The organism is Ruegeria sp. G5 (assembly GCF_056533365.1).
In genome coordinates, this window is sequence record NZ_JBQFOK010000006.1 from 59,906 (window position 1) to 75,144 (window position 15,239).

General features: G+C 56.8%; 15 protein-coding genes. 4 read left to right on the plus strand and 11 right to left on the minus strand.

Features of this window, described 5'->3' with window-relative positions; all coding sequences use genetic code 11:
* Positions 1-25 precede the first annotated feature (25 nt).
* The 5 genes from ACR0BD_RS12165 to alr all read right to left on the minus strand — a co-directional run bounded on the left by ACR0BD_RS12165 (position 26) and on the right by alr (position 4,706).
* Positions 26-718, minus strand: a complete 693-nt coding sequence (locus ACR0BD_RS12165; protein ID WP_480830769.1) for a DNA repair protein — start codon at positions 716-718, stop codon at positions 26-28.
* Between the two features lie 246 nt (positions 719-964).
* Positions 965-1,411 (minus strand): paraquat-inducible protein A, encoded by a 447-nt coding sequence (locus ACR0BD_RS12170; RefSeq protein ID WP_480830772.1) that lies wholly within the window; start codon positions 1,409-1,411, stop codon positions 965-967.
* 738 nt (positions 1,412-2,149) lie between these two features.
* Complete coding sequence (locus ACR0BD_RS12175) at positions 2,150-2,896, minus strand: ABC transporter ATP-binding protein (protein WP_480830774.1); 747 nt, start codon at positions 2,894-2,896, stop codon at positions 2,150-2,152.
* The gene (locus ACR0BD_RS12180; RefSeq protein ID WP_480693755.1) at positions 2,893-3,675 is read right to left on the minus strand and encodes an MlaE family ABC transporter permease; all 783 of its coding nucleotides are present in this window, start codon (positions 3,673-3,675) and stop codon (positions 2,893-2,895) included. Before ACR0BD_RS12180 ends, ACR0BD_RS12175 begins: the two co-directional genes overlap by 4 nt.
* Positions 3,672-4,706 carry an alanine racemase gene (alr, locus tag ACR0BD_RS12185; RefSeq protein WP_480830776.1) on the minus strand — a complete coding sequence of 345 codons (1,035 nt, stop codon included), beginning with the start codon at positions 4,704-4,706 and terminating at the stop codon, positions 3,672-3,674. Before alr ends, ACR0BD_RS12180 begins: the two co-directional genes overlap by 4 nt.
* Positions 4,707-4,923: 217 nt before the next feature.
* On the opposite strand from alr, the gene ACR0BD_RS12190 reads away from it, so the two are divergent.
* Positions 4,924-5,466 carry a GNAT family N-acetyltransferase gene (locus ACR0BD_RS12190; RefSeq protein ID WP_480693752.1) on the plus strand — a complete coding sequence of 181 codons (543 nt, stop codon included), beginning with the start codon at positions 4,924-4,926 and terminating at the stop codon, positions 5,464-5,466.
* Position 5,467: 1 nt separating this feature from the next.
* On the opposite strand, the gene ACR0BD_RS12195 is transcribed toward ACR0BD_RS12190, so the two are convergent.
* The 6 genes from ACR0BD_RS12195 to ACR0BD_RS12220 all read right to left on the minus strand — a co-directional run bounded on the left by ACR0BD_RS12195 (position 5,468) and on the right by ACR0BD_RS12220 (position 11,588).
* Positions 5,468-6,958 carry a replicative DNA helicase gene (locus tag ACR0BD_RS12195; RefSeq protein WP_480693749.1) on the minus strand — a complete coding sequence of 497 codons (1,491 nt, stop codon included), beginning with the start codon at positions 6,956-6,958 and terminating at the stop codon, positions 5,468-5,470.
* 236 nt (positions 6,959-7,194) lie between these two features.
* Complete coding sequence (locus ACR0BD_RS12200) at positions 7,195-7,875, minus strand: orotate phosphoribosyltransferase (RefSeq protein WP_480830780.1); 681 nt, start codon at positions 7,873-7,875, stop codon at positions 7,195-7,197.
* A gap of 140 nt (positions 7,876-8,015) precedes the next feature.
* Complete coding sequence (locus tag ACR0BD_RS12205; RefSeq protein ID WP_480830783.1) at positions 8,016-9,197, minus strand: ammonium transporter; 1,182 nt, start codon at positions 9,195-9,197, stop codon at positions 8,016-8,018.
* 293 nt (positions 9,198-9,490) lie between these two features.
* A complete protein-coding gene (locus tag ACR0BD_RS12210) occupies positions 9,491-9,967 on the minus strand; it encodes a CinA family protein (protein WP_480830785.1) in 477 nt (158 codons plus the stop codon).
* Positions 9,964-10,461, minus strand: coding sequence for a phosphatidylglycerophosphatase A family protein (locus tag ACR0BD_RS12215; protein ID WP_480694963.1), 498 nt, complete (start codon positions 10,459-10,461; stop codon positions 9,964-9,966). Before ACR0BD_RS12215 ends, ACR0BD_RS12210 begins: the two co-directional genes overlap by 4 nt.
* Entirely contained in the window at positions 10,458-11,588 is a 1,131-nt protein-coding gene (locus tag ACR0BD_RS12220; RefSeq protein ID WP_480830787.1) for a bifunctional 2-C-methyl-D-erythritol 4-phosphate cytidylyltransferase/2-C-methyl-D-erythritol 2,4-cyclodiphosphate synthase, read from the minus strand. Before ACR0BD_RS12220 ends, ACR0BD_RS12215 begins: the two co-directional genes overlap by 4 nt.
* A 183-nt stretch (positions 11,589-11,771) precedes the next feature.
* Here ACR0BD_RS12220 and dusB point away from each other — a divergent pair, with 183 nt between their 5' ends.
* The 3 genes from dusB to ACR0BD_RS12235 are packed head-to-tail and all read left to right on the plus strand — an operon-like array spanning position 11,772 to position 15,228.
* Positions 11,772-12,755 carry a tRNA dihydrouridine synthase DusB gene (gene dusB / locus ACR0BD_RS12225; protein WP_480830789.1) on the plus strand — a complete coding sequence of 328 codons (984 nt, stop codon included), beginning with the start codon at positions 11,772-11,774 and terminating at the stop codon, positions 12,753-12,755.
* Complete coding sequence (locus ACR0BD_RS12230) at positions 12,752-13,819, plus strand: two-component system sensor histidine kinase NtrB (RefSeq protein ID WP_480830791.1); 1,068 nt, start codon at positions 12,752-12,754, stop codon at positions 13,817-13,819. The genes dusB and ACR0BD_RS12230 overlap by 4 nt, the downstream gene beginning before the upstream one ends.
* A 41-nt stretch (positions 13,820-13,860) precedes the next feature.
* Positions 13,861-15,228 (plus strand): response regulator, encoded by a 1,368-nt coding sequence (locus ACR0BD_RS12235; protein WP_480830794.1) that lies wholly within the window; start codon positions 13,861-13,863, stop codon positions 15,226-15,228.
* Positions 15,229-15,239 lie beyond the last annotated feature (11 nt).

Sequence of the window (15,239 nt, forward strand, 5' to 3'; positions counted from 1 at the left end):
TCGGACACGGCGGGCGCTATCGCGCCTATTCAGCAGCGCGAGGGGGGGACATTGCGATAACGCTGCCTTCGGTTGAACCGCGGTCTTCGGTTGGTGCCTGAAGCTGTGTCGACAGTTCGGGCAAGAGTTCGAACAATTCGTCACGCAGGCGGGCGAGCTGTGATTTCGCAATGGATTCCTCGACTTCGACGTCGCGGGTCCACTGACGAAGCTCTTGCTGGATGACCTGAGCGTCACCGATCCTTTGCTGGAACTGTTCGATCTCTTCCTGACGCTGTTGCAGGAACATGCGTGCACGCGCGACACGCGTATCGCTGTAGGTATCCGCCAGCTCTTGGCTGATTTGGCTCATTTGTGCGGCGATCTCAAGTATCTCGGGTTCCAGCGATTGCAGGTCCGGGTGATGGCGCAGAAATGCCATTCGTTCTTTCACAGCATCGAACTCCGACGACATGAGGAACGTGTCACCACGGTCTGCTGCATGGGCCAGCTGATAGGCGTAAGTGACATCCTGCATATTCAGCGCGAACTTGCGGTGGGTGTTTTCCAACGCCATCATCCGCCCGTTCGCAGGAAGATAGAAGGCCAGCATGAGAATCAGTGCGGTCACGCCAATCTGAATGAACATGCCAACATCAATGGCAGGTGCCGCGCCAAATGCGGCTTGCATGGATAACCAGGGCAATACTCCGGATGCGGATAAAATGGTCGTTGTCACGGCTAAGAGTGCCGCCGCGCAGATCATGAAAAAAGTCAGCTTTAAAAAGGCATTCTGGAATTGCAATGTTATGTTATGGAGGGCGGCCATGGGTGTCGAACTCCTTTCCGAACCGGTACAAACCGGGCCGAAGCGGAGGGGGAATTAACACACACAAGTTGATCCGCTACGGACCCGGAAACTACAATTTGTTGCTGCTCGAAATATTAAGATGATACTTGGGTAAATGTTTTCAATCAATTAGAACTAAGCTTTTCGTGAGGCGGATGTCATCTCTGTAATATGTCCCAAGGCCAGTGAGGCCAGAATGCACCCGGTAAACAGGTAAAGCCCCCAGGCCGTTTCAATGGTGGCGTAAGAGATGCCCTTGGCCAGTGTGATGTAAAGCGCGATCAGGAAAATGTCGGCCATGGCCAGCTTGCCGAGGATGTTCAGCGCGGGCTGAACGCGCGGGTCCATGAGGTTCCATTGGATCAGGGCTGTTCCAATGGTTTTGACAAAAGGTGCGACGAGGGCGAAGACGGTGACAACCAGCGCAAGGAAGACGTCGGATCTCCAGAGGGATTGCAGGCCAGTGATGACGCTGATTTCGCTGAGGCCGAAGATCGGCAGCAGCCCTGCGCGCATCAGCGGGGCGAACCACGCGATGGGGTAGAGGATCAGGAGGGAAAGGGTGGCGAGGCGGAGGGTCATTGGCTCCATCGACGTTCACGTTGGCATATTACCATTGGGCTCAAGTGTCTTTGGTTGAGCTTCTTTTCTTCGAATTTCCTCGTTTTTGTTTGAAGAAATCCCAGAACATATAAAGAAAAAGAGATGGAAGGACCACAACAATGGCAAAATCGGCTTGCGTTGAATAAACCGATTCATAGTAGCTGTCGGAGAAAAGAAACTTCCAGACAATAACTGGCGAGCTACAGGCGATCACACGAAGTGGACCCGAATAGTGGGCTCCGAACTCTTTTGCCAGTAGTAGAAACGTTTTCAAATTTTTGTTCTCTAAAGCAGAATTGACGACGCAAAAAACAACGCAAGTCCTACGGTCCATAGGTCGAACACCAGCATCGGATATCGATCAATTGTAAATCCCGTAAAAGGAAACCTGAACCTAATCCAGTCGATAAGTGGATAAGGTAATTTCTTTTCGCGACTAAGGAACTTACGGTTTCTAACGCCTGCATAAACCGGCGGTATCGCGGCAAGCAGTAGCACAATGGGATACTGAACGGAAAATCCCAGTATTAACAATCCCATGCTCAAGAATATGGGAAAAATCGTTGAAGTTAGTGCCAGTATCAGACGTTCGCGATATCCTGCGCTCTGATTGTAATCTCTAAGGTGAACATAGAGGGGAGGAAACCCGGCCGCCAGTTGAATGGTCGCGATAGCGTAGATCCATGAGGCAACAACTGCTGCAAAGAAGATCATTTCCTACCGCACCGCCTCAATCGGCCCCTCAGCACTGCCACTAATAAACTGCTCGACATAAGGATCACCCGACGTATCCATTTGACTGACTGGGCCGGTCCATTGGATGACGCCTCCGTGCAGCATGGCGACGTTGTCGGCAATCGCGCGGACGGAACTCATGTCGTGGGTGATGGTCATGGCGGTCGCGCCCATTTCGGTCACGATTTCGCGGATCAGATCGTTGATGACGCCGGACATGATCGGGTCCAACCCTGTGGTTGGCTCGTCAAAGAAGATGATCTCGGGCTCGGCGGCGATGGCGCGGGCGAGGCCCACGCGCTTTTGCATACCGCCCGACAGCTCGGACGGAAAACGGTCAGCGACGTCGGATTTCAGACCCACGCGGCGCAGTTTGTCGATGGCAATCTCGCGCGCGTAATCGGCGGGGCGTTTGAGTGGACCGCGCAGCAGGCGGAAGGCGACGTTTTGCCAGACGGGCAGCGAGTCAAACAGCGCGGCCCCTTGAAACAGCATCCCGAAGCGCGCCAAAAACGCGTCGCGGTCGCCTGTTCTGGCATCTTTGCCGTCGACATAGATCATGCCGCTGTCCGGTTTGATCAGGCCGAGGATACATTTCAGCGCCACAGATTTGCCCGTACCGGACCCTCCGATGATGACCATCGAGGTGCCTTTGGGTATCTCAAGGTTCATACCCTGCAGCACGCGGTTTTCGTCAAACGCCTTATGAACATTCTCCAGCCGGATCATAACGAGAAAAACACCCCTGTGAGAATGAAGTTGGCCGCAAGGATCATGATAGCGGCGGCCTCAACCGACGACTTGGTGGCCCGGCCCACGCCCTGTGCACCGCGGCCGGAATTCATTCCGTAATAGCACCCCATGACGGCTGCGATCAGTCCGAATGCAGCACCCTTTACCAGAGATGAGACGATGTCGCGGGTTTCCAGAAAATTGACGGTGTTCAACAGGTAGGTTGCCGCATTGAACCCCAGGTTCTGGGTCGCTACCACATAGCCACCGGCAATGCCGATAATGTCGCCGATGCCAACGAGCATGGGCACCGTGATCAAAGCAGCCAGAACGCGGGGTGCTGTAAGGTATTTCATAGGATGCGTGGACAAGGTGACCAGCGCGTCAATTTGCTCGGTCACTTTCATCGTGGCGATCTCGGCCGCGATCGAAGAGGTCACGCGGGCTGCGATCATCAAGCCAACCAGAACTGGGCCCAGCTCTCGGACCATACCGATGGCGACGATTTGAGGTACTACGGCCTCGGCGTTAAAACGTGCCCCGCCTGCATAGATTTGCAAGGCCAGCGCGCCGCCGGTGAAGATTGCTGTAAGGCCGACCACAGGTAAGGATAGCCAGCCCACGTTCATAAGCGCCAAGGCAAACTCACGTGGGTAGTACGGGGGGCGGAAGATATGCGAGATCGCGTCAGCCGCAAACATCGCCACCTTGCCGAACGTGGCAAGCAGGGTCAGGATCGCGCGGCCCAGCCCCCCCAGCATATCCAAAGGGTTCATTCCACGTAGCCCCGTGAATACCGCGCACCAAGCGAGGTCAGGATTTCGTAACCGATGGTACCCGCGGCTTCGGCAAGATCATCAACCGTTTGGTGGCCGTTCAGGATGCGCAAGCGCTCTGGGTCTGAAGGCAGATCGGTGACATCAACGGTGATCAGATCCATCGAGATGCGCCCGACAACGGGGCAGGGCTGGTCACCCGCAAAGGCGTCAATGCCACCGCCGATTGCGCGGTGCAGGCCATCCGCATATCCCGCCGCGACGGTTGCAATGCGCGAGGGACGACGCGCCATCCAGGTATTGCCATAACCAACGGTTTCACCTTCGGCCAATTCACGAACCTGAATGACAGGCAAGTCGACTGTGACTACGGGCTTGGCTTCGGCGAACGGCAAGCCACCATAAAGCCCAATGCCAGGGCGGCAGAAATCGAAGTGGTATTCTGGACCCAACAACATCCCCCCGGTCGCAGCAAGGGACCGCTGTGCTTTAACGCCATCCGTCATTTCGCGGAACGCGCGCAGTTGCTGTTGATTCATCGGATGGTCGGGTTCGTCGGAACACGCCAGGTGGGACATTATGACGACCGGGTTCATAGCCTCGGCCCGTGGACGTAATTCTGCCCAATCGGCGGGTTCCAGACCCAACCGGTTCATACCGCTGTCCAGTTGAATGCCGAATGGGTGCGCCGGGAGTGCTTGTTCGTGGCGTTGAAACTGCTCGGGCGAGTTCAAAAGAGGTGTCAGGTCGTGACCACGAAGCAGTTCGGTGTCGCCCTCCATATGGCCCGAGAACACAGCGATCATGGGACCAGGGCCAACGGCCTCGCGAACGGCGGCGCCTTCTTCTGCGGCGGCCACAAAGAACTTGCGCACACCTTCTTCTGCAAGCGTATCCGAAACGGGTCCAGCACCGAGGCCATAAGCATCGGCTTTGACCACGGCTCCGGTCTCAACATCTGTTTTTGCATCCAGCGCATGCCAGTTGCTGGCCAGCGCCCGAAGGTTGATCGTCAAACGTGCAGTACTCATGGCTCTGTTCATGACATTGGATATCGGCAGGTCAAGGGGGTAGGTGCTGATTATTGCTGCCTTTGGTCGGATCATGGGCAACTTACAGCCTTTTGGTATGCCGTGAGCGGCGAAAAAACGACAGTTAATCCGTTGTCGCCATTGTGTTAATCCTGTGATCAACCGCTTTGCGAAAGGTGAATCGCTCAACAAGGTTGTGTCAGAAGGAGTTGGAAGCATGATGCCCGAATTTTCATCCGGATTCGCCGGGCATGAGTCACGGCTTGCAACGCTATTTGGCGACGTATTCGCCGCATCCGAAGGGGTCGATGAAGGGCGCGTGATCAAAACGCTAGTTAGCGACTTGATGGCGACTACGCCTAAGGGCGAACTGTCTTGCTTTATTGCGTGGGACGCCAAGGAAATAGCAGGCGGTATTTTCTTTTCGCCGCTTTACTTTGATGACGATCCGCGACAGGTGTTTTTGTTGTCACCGGTCGCAGTGCGGACCGATCGGCAAAAAACTGGCATTGGGCAAAGTCTAATCCGCTTCGGATTGGATCAAATGCGCTCTGGTGGCGCAGATTACCTGGTGACCTACGGCGATCCAGCTTATTACGGAAAAACCGGGTTTCAGCAGGTGTCTGATCAGAATATCCGCCCGCCTTTCCCTTTGAGTATGCCGTTTGGGTGGTTGGGGCAGTCGTTTAGCAGCGATGCGACGGACCTGATTGGTCCATCCAGATGCGTTCCAGCATTCAATCGAGCCGAGCTTTGGTAGATCAGTAACCTTCGATCTCGCCACCCTGTTGCCAAGGTTTCACGAGGTTTCCGAAGCGGGTGAATTGCGCCTCGAAAGACAGTTCAACTGTACCGATGGGGCCGTGGCGCTGCTTACCGACAATGACTTCGGCCTTGCCATGCAGGCGTTCCATGGCTTGCTTCCACTCTTCCATCTTTTCCAGCTCGTGATCGCCGGGCTTTTCGCGTTCTTTGTAGTATTCCTCGCGGAACACGAACATCACGACGTCGGCGTCTTGCTCGATCGAACCCGATTCCCGCAGGTCAGACAGTTGCGGGCGCTTGTCGTCGCGGTTTTCCACCTGACGCGACAACTGCGAAAGGGCGATGACCGGGATGTTCAGTTCCTTGGCGATGGCCTTCATGCCCATCGAAATCTCGGCGATCTCGTTGACGCGGTTATCGGACATGCCACGGCACAGCTGCAGGTAGTCGATCACCAGAAGGTCCAGACCATGTGTTCGTTTCAACCGCCGCGCGCGGGCGGCAAGTTGCGAAATTGGCAGTGCCGGGGTGTCGTCGATGAACAGGGGGCAGGCCTCCAGCTCTTTCGCGGCATCCACGAAGCGGCGGAATTCGGCCTCGGTCATGTCACCCTGACGGATTTTGTGGCTGGAGATCTCCGAGGCTTCGGCCAGAACCCGGCCGGCCAACTGCTCGGCGCTCATTTCCAGCGAGAAGAACCCGACCACGCCGCCGTCTACGGCGCCCTCGGACCCGTCTGATCTGGTGCCGCGCTTATAAGCTTTCGCCACGTTGAATGCCACGTTCGTTGCAAGCGAGGTTTTACCCATCGACGGACGACCGGCCAGAATGATCAGGTCAGACGGGTGCAGGCCCCCCAACTGTTTGTCCAAGTCGGCCAGACCGGTGGAAATCCCCGCCATGCCACCACCGCGCTGATACGCTTCGTTGGTGACGTTGACGGCTTCTGTGACCGCCTTGAGGAAGGATTGAAATCCCTGTTCGGTCTGGCCCTGCTCGGATAACTGATAAAGCTGTTGCTCGGCCTCGACGATCTGTTCCTTAGGCTCGCTGGAGACATCGACCCGCGCCGCCTTGTCCGAGATGTCGCGACCCAACCGGATCAACTCGCGCCGGATGGCGAGGTCATAGATCATCTGGGCATAGTCATGCACCGCGAACGCACTGATCGAAGCCCCGGCCAGTTTGACCAGATAGGCGGGGCCACCCAACTCCTTCAGACCCTCATCCTCGGCCATGAAGGATTTGAGCGTCACGGGCGAGGCCAGCGCATTCTTGGCGATGCGGTTGGCTGCGACCTCATAGATGCGGGCATGGACCGGGTCATAGAAGTGCTCGGCCCCGATGATCGACGCAACCCGGTCATAGAGATCATTGTTCGTCAGGATCGCACCCAGAAGCTGCTGTTCGGCCTCAATGGAATGCGGCATGGTTTCGGCGTTCTGAATCTGCGCCGCTGCCTGCTCGATACTGCTTATCTCGTTCATTTTGTCCCCGCTGCCCGTTCGACAGTTCTAATCAATCCGGCACCCGTTGGGCCATCTGTAAATCTCTGAAGATAAGTGGCGTATAACTCGACTTCAGCTTGGGATAAGTTTGGACAACCTTGCCAAAGAATATCTCGTGGCGCAACATTTTGTGCGGCATTGAGGTGCCGACACTAGATGCAAGCCGTCCAAAGGCGATTCTATGCCAAGTTACCCCCAGCTTATGCACAGGTGTTTTAAGAAGATTTGTTGGCTTCCTGCCATCCACGCGGGTCGTTGAGGAAGGCTTCGACCCCATCCAGCGTCTCTTTGTCGAACGCTTTCTGTGCCTTAGCTTCTGCCAGAACATCCCACCAAGTGCACAGGCTGTGCAGTTTCACACCGTGGTCGCCAAGGGTTTTCTCGGTCTCAGGGAAAATACCGTAGTAGAAGATCACCGCTGTATGCCCGCAGGTGGCACCGGTTTCGCGGATTGCATCGACGAATGACAGTTTCGATCCGCCATCTGTGGTCAGGTCTTCGACCAGCAGCACACGCTCGCCTTCGCCCATCGCGCCTTCGATACGGGCGTTGCGACCGTAGCCTTTGGGCTTCTTGCGCACATAGGTCATCGGCAGTGCCATCCGTTCCGCCACCATGGCGGCAAAGGGGATGCCCGCCGTTTCGCCACCGGCAATGTTGTCGAACGCCTCGAACCCGGCATCCCGCATCACTGTGACGGTCAGGAAGTCCATCAGGGTCGATCGGATACGCGGGTATGAGATCAGCTTGCGGCAATCGATATAAGTCGGGCTTGGCAGACCTGAGGCCAGTGTGAACGGCTCGCGGGAATTGAAATGAACGGCCTTGATCTCCAGCAGCATCCGCGCGGTCAGACGGGCAATTTCGGTGCTGTCGGGGAAAGAGCTGGGGATCATGGTGTAAACCTCTGGGCTGAAAACACGTTGCGGGCTGATAGCCTGCCAGCGCACCCGGAGTCGAGAGGGGGACCAAAAGAAAAGCGGACCCCTTGCCGGAGGTCCGCCAAAGCCCTTTCGGGCCGAGCGCTAAGGTGGGCTTAGCTGCTCATGTCATAAGCTCGTTCGCCGTGTACCGACAGATCGAGCCCGTTTGTCTCGGTCTCGGCGTCTACGCGAAGCGGTGTGACAAGCGCAACCGCCTTAATGAGCACAAAGGTGACAACTGACGTAAAGGCACCCACGATTACCAGCCCACCCAACTGGGCGGTCCATGCGCCTAGACCAAAGGCGGCAATCATGATCGTGCCAAAAATTCCACCGACGCCATGCACCGCAAAGACGTCCAGCGTGTCGTCGATGTTCAGCACGTTGCGGATCACGTTGACGGCCTCTTGGCAAAGCACGCCTGCGACGGCACCAATGATCAGCGCCTGAACCGGATCGACATAGCCCGAGGCCGGGGTGATCGAGGCCAGACCGGCGATAGTCCCGGTGACCAGACCCACCATCGAGGCTTTGCCGTATTTGATCCGCTCCCACAGCGCCCATGTCAGCGAGGCGGTCGCGGCCGAGATATGCGTTACGGTCATCGCCATTGCTGCGCCACCATCAGCGGCCAGTTGCGAGCCGCCGTTAAAGCCGAACCAGCCGACCCAAAGCATCGCAGCACCAATCATGACGAAACCCGGATTGTGCGGCGGTGTCGTGCGGTTACGGCGCGGGCCAAGTACAATGGCGATGATCAGCGCGGCCAGACCTGCGGTCTCGTGCACAACGATTCCACCGGCAAAGTCGCGTACGCCAACCTCACCCAGAATACCGCCATCCGTCAGTATGCCGCCACCCCAGATCCAGTGAACGACTGGCGCATAGCACAGCAGCATCCATAGGGCTGAGAACGTCAGAACAAAGCCAAAGCCTACGCGTTCAACGTACGCTCCGACGATCAGCGCCGGAGTTATGATGGCAAACGTCATCTGGAACGCAAAAAACAGGATCTCGGGCAGGTTGCCGGACAGGCTGTCTGCGTCGACGCCGTTGAGGAACGCTTTGCCCAAACCACCCCAAAGACCTGATCCACCATCGCCAAACGCGATGGAATACCCTGCGACCAGCCAAAGAATGCTCATCAAACAGGCTATGCTGAAGCAATGCATGAACACACTGAGTACGTTTCGAGCGCGAACGAGACCGCCGTAAAAAAGGGCAAGGCCCGGCAGTGTCATGAACAGGACCAGTGCAGTTGCAACTATGATCCAGGCGGTATCGGCTCCATTCATCGGCCGCTCTCCTCTTCAGCTTGCGTGGCGGGGCTTGAAGCGGATTGAGGGTGAGGAAAAAAGAGGCAGTTGCGGGTTTTTGCGCCTATTAATGGAGCTTTTGTCAAAAAGATGATTAATTATGCATCTAATGACCGCAGAAGATGAAAAATTAATCGAAATGAAAAGCGCGTTGGGTTGTTACTGGAGGGCTCAAACGCCCGTAAAGTCCTTCGTCGCGCCTCATGCAAATAGGTGCCGCTGACAGAGCGGGGTTTTTACAAGCAGAATTCCTTTGGGTCGTTTTGTTCGTCCTACGCGTTGTCGGACAACGCTGTCGCCAAAAGGTCAAGAGCGTGATCTCGCGCTGCCTGTCGTACCCGGTCACGGCCCAACGCACCGAATTCGACGGTTTCAGTTCTTGTCGATCCATCAGAGATCGCCAAGCCAAAGCAAACACGCCCTTCGGGTTTGAACTCTGATCCACCGGGGCCAGCGATGCCGGTGACGGATACGGCGATTTGCGCATTGGAATTGGCGAGCGCCCCAGCTGCCATTTCGTGTGCAACTTCTTTGGACACTGCGCCGTGGGCTTCGAGTGTTTCGGCCTTCACACCCAGCATTTGCTGTTTGGCGGTGTTGGTGTATGTCACAAAGCCCCGTTCAACAACGGCTGAGCTGCCGGGGATGTCCGTCAAAGCGGCTGCAACCATTCCTCCTGTACAGCTTTCGGCGGTCGCGATCATTTTCCCTTGCGCCCGCGCGTGGTCCAACAGTTCAGCGACGGTCATAAGCCCAGCACTCCATGAGATATTCCGGCCATAACAAGCACACCTATGGCAGCGAAAATTCCGGCAATAACGTCATCCAGCATAACACCTAAGGGATCACCCCGACGGTCAGCCCAGCCCACAGGGCCGGGTTTGGTGATATCGAACAAACGGAACAGCAAAAACCCGGCGACCCAGCCGGGCCACAGTGCCGTGATTTCGATCCCGTGCGCCCAGGAGGGATAAGAGATAGCCCAGATCGCGATAAACTGGCCCGCAACCTCGTCGATCACGATCTCAGACGGGTCATGGTCTTTTTGTCCTGCTGTCATGATCCGCGTTGCCCAGAGGCCGCCGAAAAATGCGGCCAAGGTTCCGATCGCCAGCAGGGGGAAGCCGCCAATAACGTGTAAAAGCCATGCCAAGGGCAGGGCGGCCAATGACCCCCAAGTCCCAGGTGCGGGGCGCAGGTATCCGACGCCACCAACGGTACCGATCAGTCGCGCCGCGTTCATGATTTCACCAGACATGCTGTCGCCAGCGAGGCAATCCCCTCACCACGACCCGTAAAACCCAGCCTCTCGGATGTCGTTGCCTTGATTGAGACCTGATCGGCGCGCAACTCCATGATCTTTGCCATTTCGTTCTGCATGGCCGCGGCGTGCGGTCCAATTTTTGGAAATTCGCAAACCAGTGTGCAGTCCACATTTGAGACGCGGTATCCCATTTGGTCGGCCAACTGGATCGCGTGACGCAGGAAAACCGCGCTGTCGGCGCCTTTCCATTTTGGGTTGGACGGGGGGAAATGCTGACCAATGTCACCTTGCGCCAACGCGCCATAGATCGCATCCGTGACGGCGTGCATTCCGACATCTGCGTCCGAGTGCCCTTGTAACGAGCGGTTGTGAGGCACTTTGACACCGCAGAGGATGACGTGATCCCCTTCGCCAAACCGGTGCACGTCGTACCCATTGCCCAGCCTTACATCCATATTCGTTCCCATTATGCGTTCTGCCCGGGCAAAATCCTCGGGTCTGGTTATTTTGAGGTTGTCAGGGTCACCCGGAATAATGGCCACATCCAATCCTGCTGCCCGTGCGACCTCGACATCGTCAGCGGCGTTTCCGTCGTAGGACATATGGGCCGCCGAAATGGCATCATAGTGAAACCCCTGCGGTGTTTGCGCCGCATAAAGACCCGCCCGATCCCGAGTGCCGGTCACAAAAGTCCTGTCCCCGGTCCAGAGCGCGTCGGTAACGGCCAGTCCCGGAGCGGCTGCCGGATGTGTTTCCAGAGCGGACAGTACATCACGGATGATCTGGGGGTTAACACACGGGCGAGCGACATCGTGAATCAGAACATGAGTGATCCCCAAATCGGCTAAAGCGCTCAGGCCGTTGCGAACCGAACCCGCCCGATCCTTACCGCCTTTCGCCAAAAGCAGGTCGGTGTCTTGAAACTCCGCCCAGGCGTCCGCGTCGTCCTCTGACAACACAAGGACAATATGATCGACTGCACCGCGAAACCTGTCGATTGTCCAGTCGGCCACGCGACGTCCGGCCAGCGCGCGCCACTGCTTTGGGATGCCACCTCCGGCACGCAGTCCGCGCCCGGCGGCGACAATGATGGCGGCGGTGGTCATTGCGGCAATTCTCCGATGGTTCGTGGCAATGTTTAGGGTGCGGTGAATGGAGAGGCAATCACCCGCGTTGTGCTGCACAAAAAATAAGCAGGTGATGATTTTGCGGGCTTTTACGTCGGCGTTTTATTGTTCATATACGCTCAATTCGATATCAAAGCCGCATCTGCCCAAGGATTAAGCACGTTGACACTGCAACTCGCTGACAAAGACATCAACCCGCCTGTTGTGCTGGCTCCCATGGCTGGAATCACGGATCGTCCGTTCCGTGATCTGGTGATGCGTTTTGGCGCGGGAATGGTCGTAAGTGAAATGGTGGCTAGTCAAGAAATGGTGCAGGCCAAACCCGGTGTGCGTGAGCGTGCCGAGCTTTCGGCAGATGTTGAGAATACAGCCGTTCAACTGGCAGGGCGCGAGGCTCATTGGATGGCAGAAGCAGCACGGCAGGTCGCCGACCGTGGTGCACGTGTAATCGACATCAACATGGGTTGTCCGGCCAAGAAGGTTACGAACGGCTATTCCGGCTCAGCCTTACTGAAGACGCCCGATCACGCGTTGACGTTGATCGAGGCAGTTGTTGGGGCAGTGGACGTGCCGGTTACCTTGAAAACGAGACTGGGTTGGGATGACAAATTGCTGAACGCCCCTGATGTCGCCCGGCGCGCACAGGATGCCGGCGTTACTATGGTGACGATCCACGGACGAACCCGCTGCCAATTCTACAAAGGGACGGCCGACTGGAAGGCCATTCGGGCAGTCAAGGATGCAGTCTCAATACCTGTCATCGCAAATGGCGATATCACCGGTTCGAACGTAGCGCGCACCGCATTGGGCCAGTCAGGTGCAGATGGCGTCATGGTTGGGCGCGGTGCCCAAGGCAAGCCGTGGTTGCTGGCGCAGATTTGCAGCGATCTTTATGGAACTGACGCCCCGGACATTCCCGCCGGGAATGATCTGATCGATATGGTGCGGGCGCATTACCAGGCGATGCTGGGTTTCTACGGGCGCGATCTTGGTCTGCGGGTCGCCCGAAAGCACCTGGGTTGGTACATGGACGAGGCGGGCACGCCCACGGCATTGCGTCGGGCGGTTCTGACCTCACGTGACACGGATGAAGTGCTGAGGCTCCTGTCCGACGCCCTTTGCCCGGATACGGAGGTTGCGGCATGACGTCAGATCAAAGCATCTGGGCTTCGTTGCCCGTTCCGGCATTTATCATCGGCCCTGACGACCGGATCATAGACGTGAACTCGGCGGGAGAGGGGTTTCTGAACGCCTCCCGTAAATCGGTGATCGGTCATCCGGTGTGGGATCAGATCGCCGTCGACGCACCGCTCGAGGAAGCGTTCGAGCGCGCGCGCAACCAGGGAACTCCGCTCTTCGTCAATGATGTGGACGCGGGGTCGGGCAACCGAGCACCTTTGCAATGTGCACTGCAGATTGCCCCGTTGTTGGGGCATCCGGGTGCGATGGTCATGATCATCTCGCCTCGCGAGCTATCCGGGCGGATGACCCGCGGCAACACTGTGAAATCAGCCGCGCAATCGGCGATCGGTATGGCCGAGATGCTTGCGCATGAAATCAAGAACCCGCTGGCGGGTATCACTGGCGCGGCGCAATTGCTGAGCATGAATATATCTCAGCAAGACCTTGAACTCACAGATCTTATCGTCGCGGAAAGTCGCCGTATCGTTAAGCTTTTGGAGCAGGTTGAGCAATTCGGCAACCTCTCGGAACCGGATTTCAAACCGGTCAATATTCACGACGTTCTTGACCGTGCAAGGCGGTCAGCCTTGTTGGGGTTCGGGGCCCATATGAAGATCGTGGAGGATTATGATCCCTCATTGCCGCTGGCCTATGGTGACCCTGATCAATTTCTACAGATCGTTTTGAACCTACTAAAGAACGCATCGGAAGCTGCTGATCCCAAAGGTGGAACGATCCGTCTGCGGACGTATTTTGAGCACTCGTTCCGTCTGCGCCGCAGTGACGGTTCGGGGCATTCACTTCCGCTTCAAATCGAGATCATCGACGACGGTCCGGGGCTGCCGGACAAAATACGCAGCGATATTTTCGACCCGTTCGTGTCGGGCAAGGAAAACGGCACCGGCCTTGGGTTGGCGCTGGTCAGCAAAATTATCTCGGACCACGACGGGTGGATTTCGGCGGACTCGGTGCCCGGGCGCACTGTGTTCCGCATATCCCTCAGGCGGGCGCCGCGTGACGCAACTTGAACCAATAACTGCCGGGAAGAGCACAATAAGGAGAGCACCAAATGGATGGAACAGTACTGGTCGCAGATGACGACCGCACGATCCGAACAGTTCTGACACAGGCCCTGACGCGGGCCGGGTGCAAAGTGCATGCAACATCCTCATTGACGACGCTGATGCGCTGGGTGGGGGAAGGTAAGGGCGACGTTGTCATTTCCGACGTGGTAATGCCGGACGGTAATGGTCTGGAAATGTTGCCTAAAATTGCGCAGGATCGACCGGGTCTTCCGGTTATTGTCATCTCGGCCCAGAACACAATCATGACGGCCATTCAGGCCGCTGAGGCGGACGCTTATGACTATCTGCCGAAACCTTTTGACCTTCCGGATCTTATGAAACGGACGGCGCGGGCGTTAGAGCAGAAGCAACGTGTTCAAACGGATGTCGTGGATACATCCGAAGACAGACCCGAAGAACTTCCACTAGTTGGGCGCACGCCTGTCATGCAGGCCTTGTATCGCTTGGTGGCGCGTGTGATGAACACCGACTTATCGGTCATGATTTCCGGTGAAAGTGGTACGGGTAAATCTTTGATTGCACGTGCTATTCACGATTTCTCGGACCGTCGAACTTTGCCATTTGTCACGGCGACGGCAGCGGACCTTCGGGACCTCGAAGGGCCCGCGCGTGTCATGGCGCGGGTTCGGGGTGGAACTTTGCTGATCGATGAGATTGCGGATATCGAAGACGAATTGCAGGCACGCATCGTGCGTATGATGGACACGCCCGGCGACCATGTTCCGCGGTTCATGGCGACAAGCCAATCTGATCTGACCGAAGCGATGGAAAGCGGGCGCGTCCGACAGGATCTGTACTACCGTTTATGCGGTGCGACGATCCATGTGCCAGCACTGCGTGAGCGTGTAGATGACATCACCCTATTGGCAGATCACTTCCTGGCGCGAGAAGAACGAGAGCACGGCACCAAACGTTGGCTAAGCCCGGACGCGGTCGAACTGGTGCGGCGCTATTCTTGGCCCGGCAATGTGCGTCAGCTTGAAAATGCGATCCGTCGTCTAAGCCTTACCAGCCGCGCCGATGAGATTTCCAAGGCAGAAGTCGAGATGGTGCTAGGAAGCCAGCCCGAGGCGGAACCCGTTCTGGGCGATGGAGAGCGCGAAAAACTCTCGACCTCGGTTGCCCGTCACCTGCGTCGGTACTTTGATCTGCACGGCAATTTGCTACCGCCTCCGGGGCTGTATCAGCGGATTTTACGCGAAGTTGAGGCCCCTTTGATCGAGTTGGCACTGGATGCGACGGGTGGGAACCAAGCAAAATGTGCTGATCTTTTAGGTATTAACCGAAATACGTTGCGGAAAAAGATCACTGACCTCGATATTCAGGTGACACGGCGGCGCAAACTGATGTAATATCGCCACAC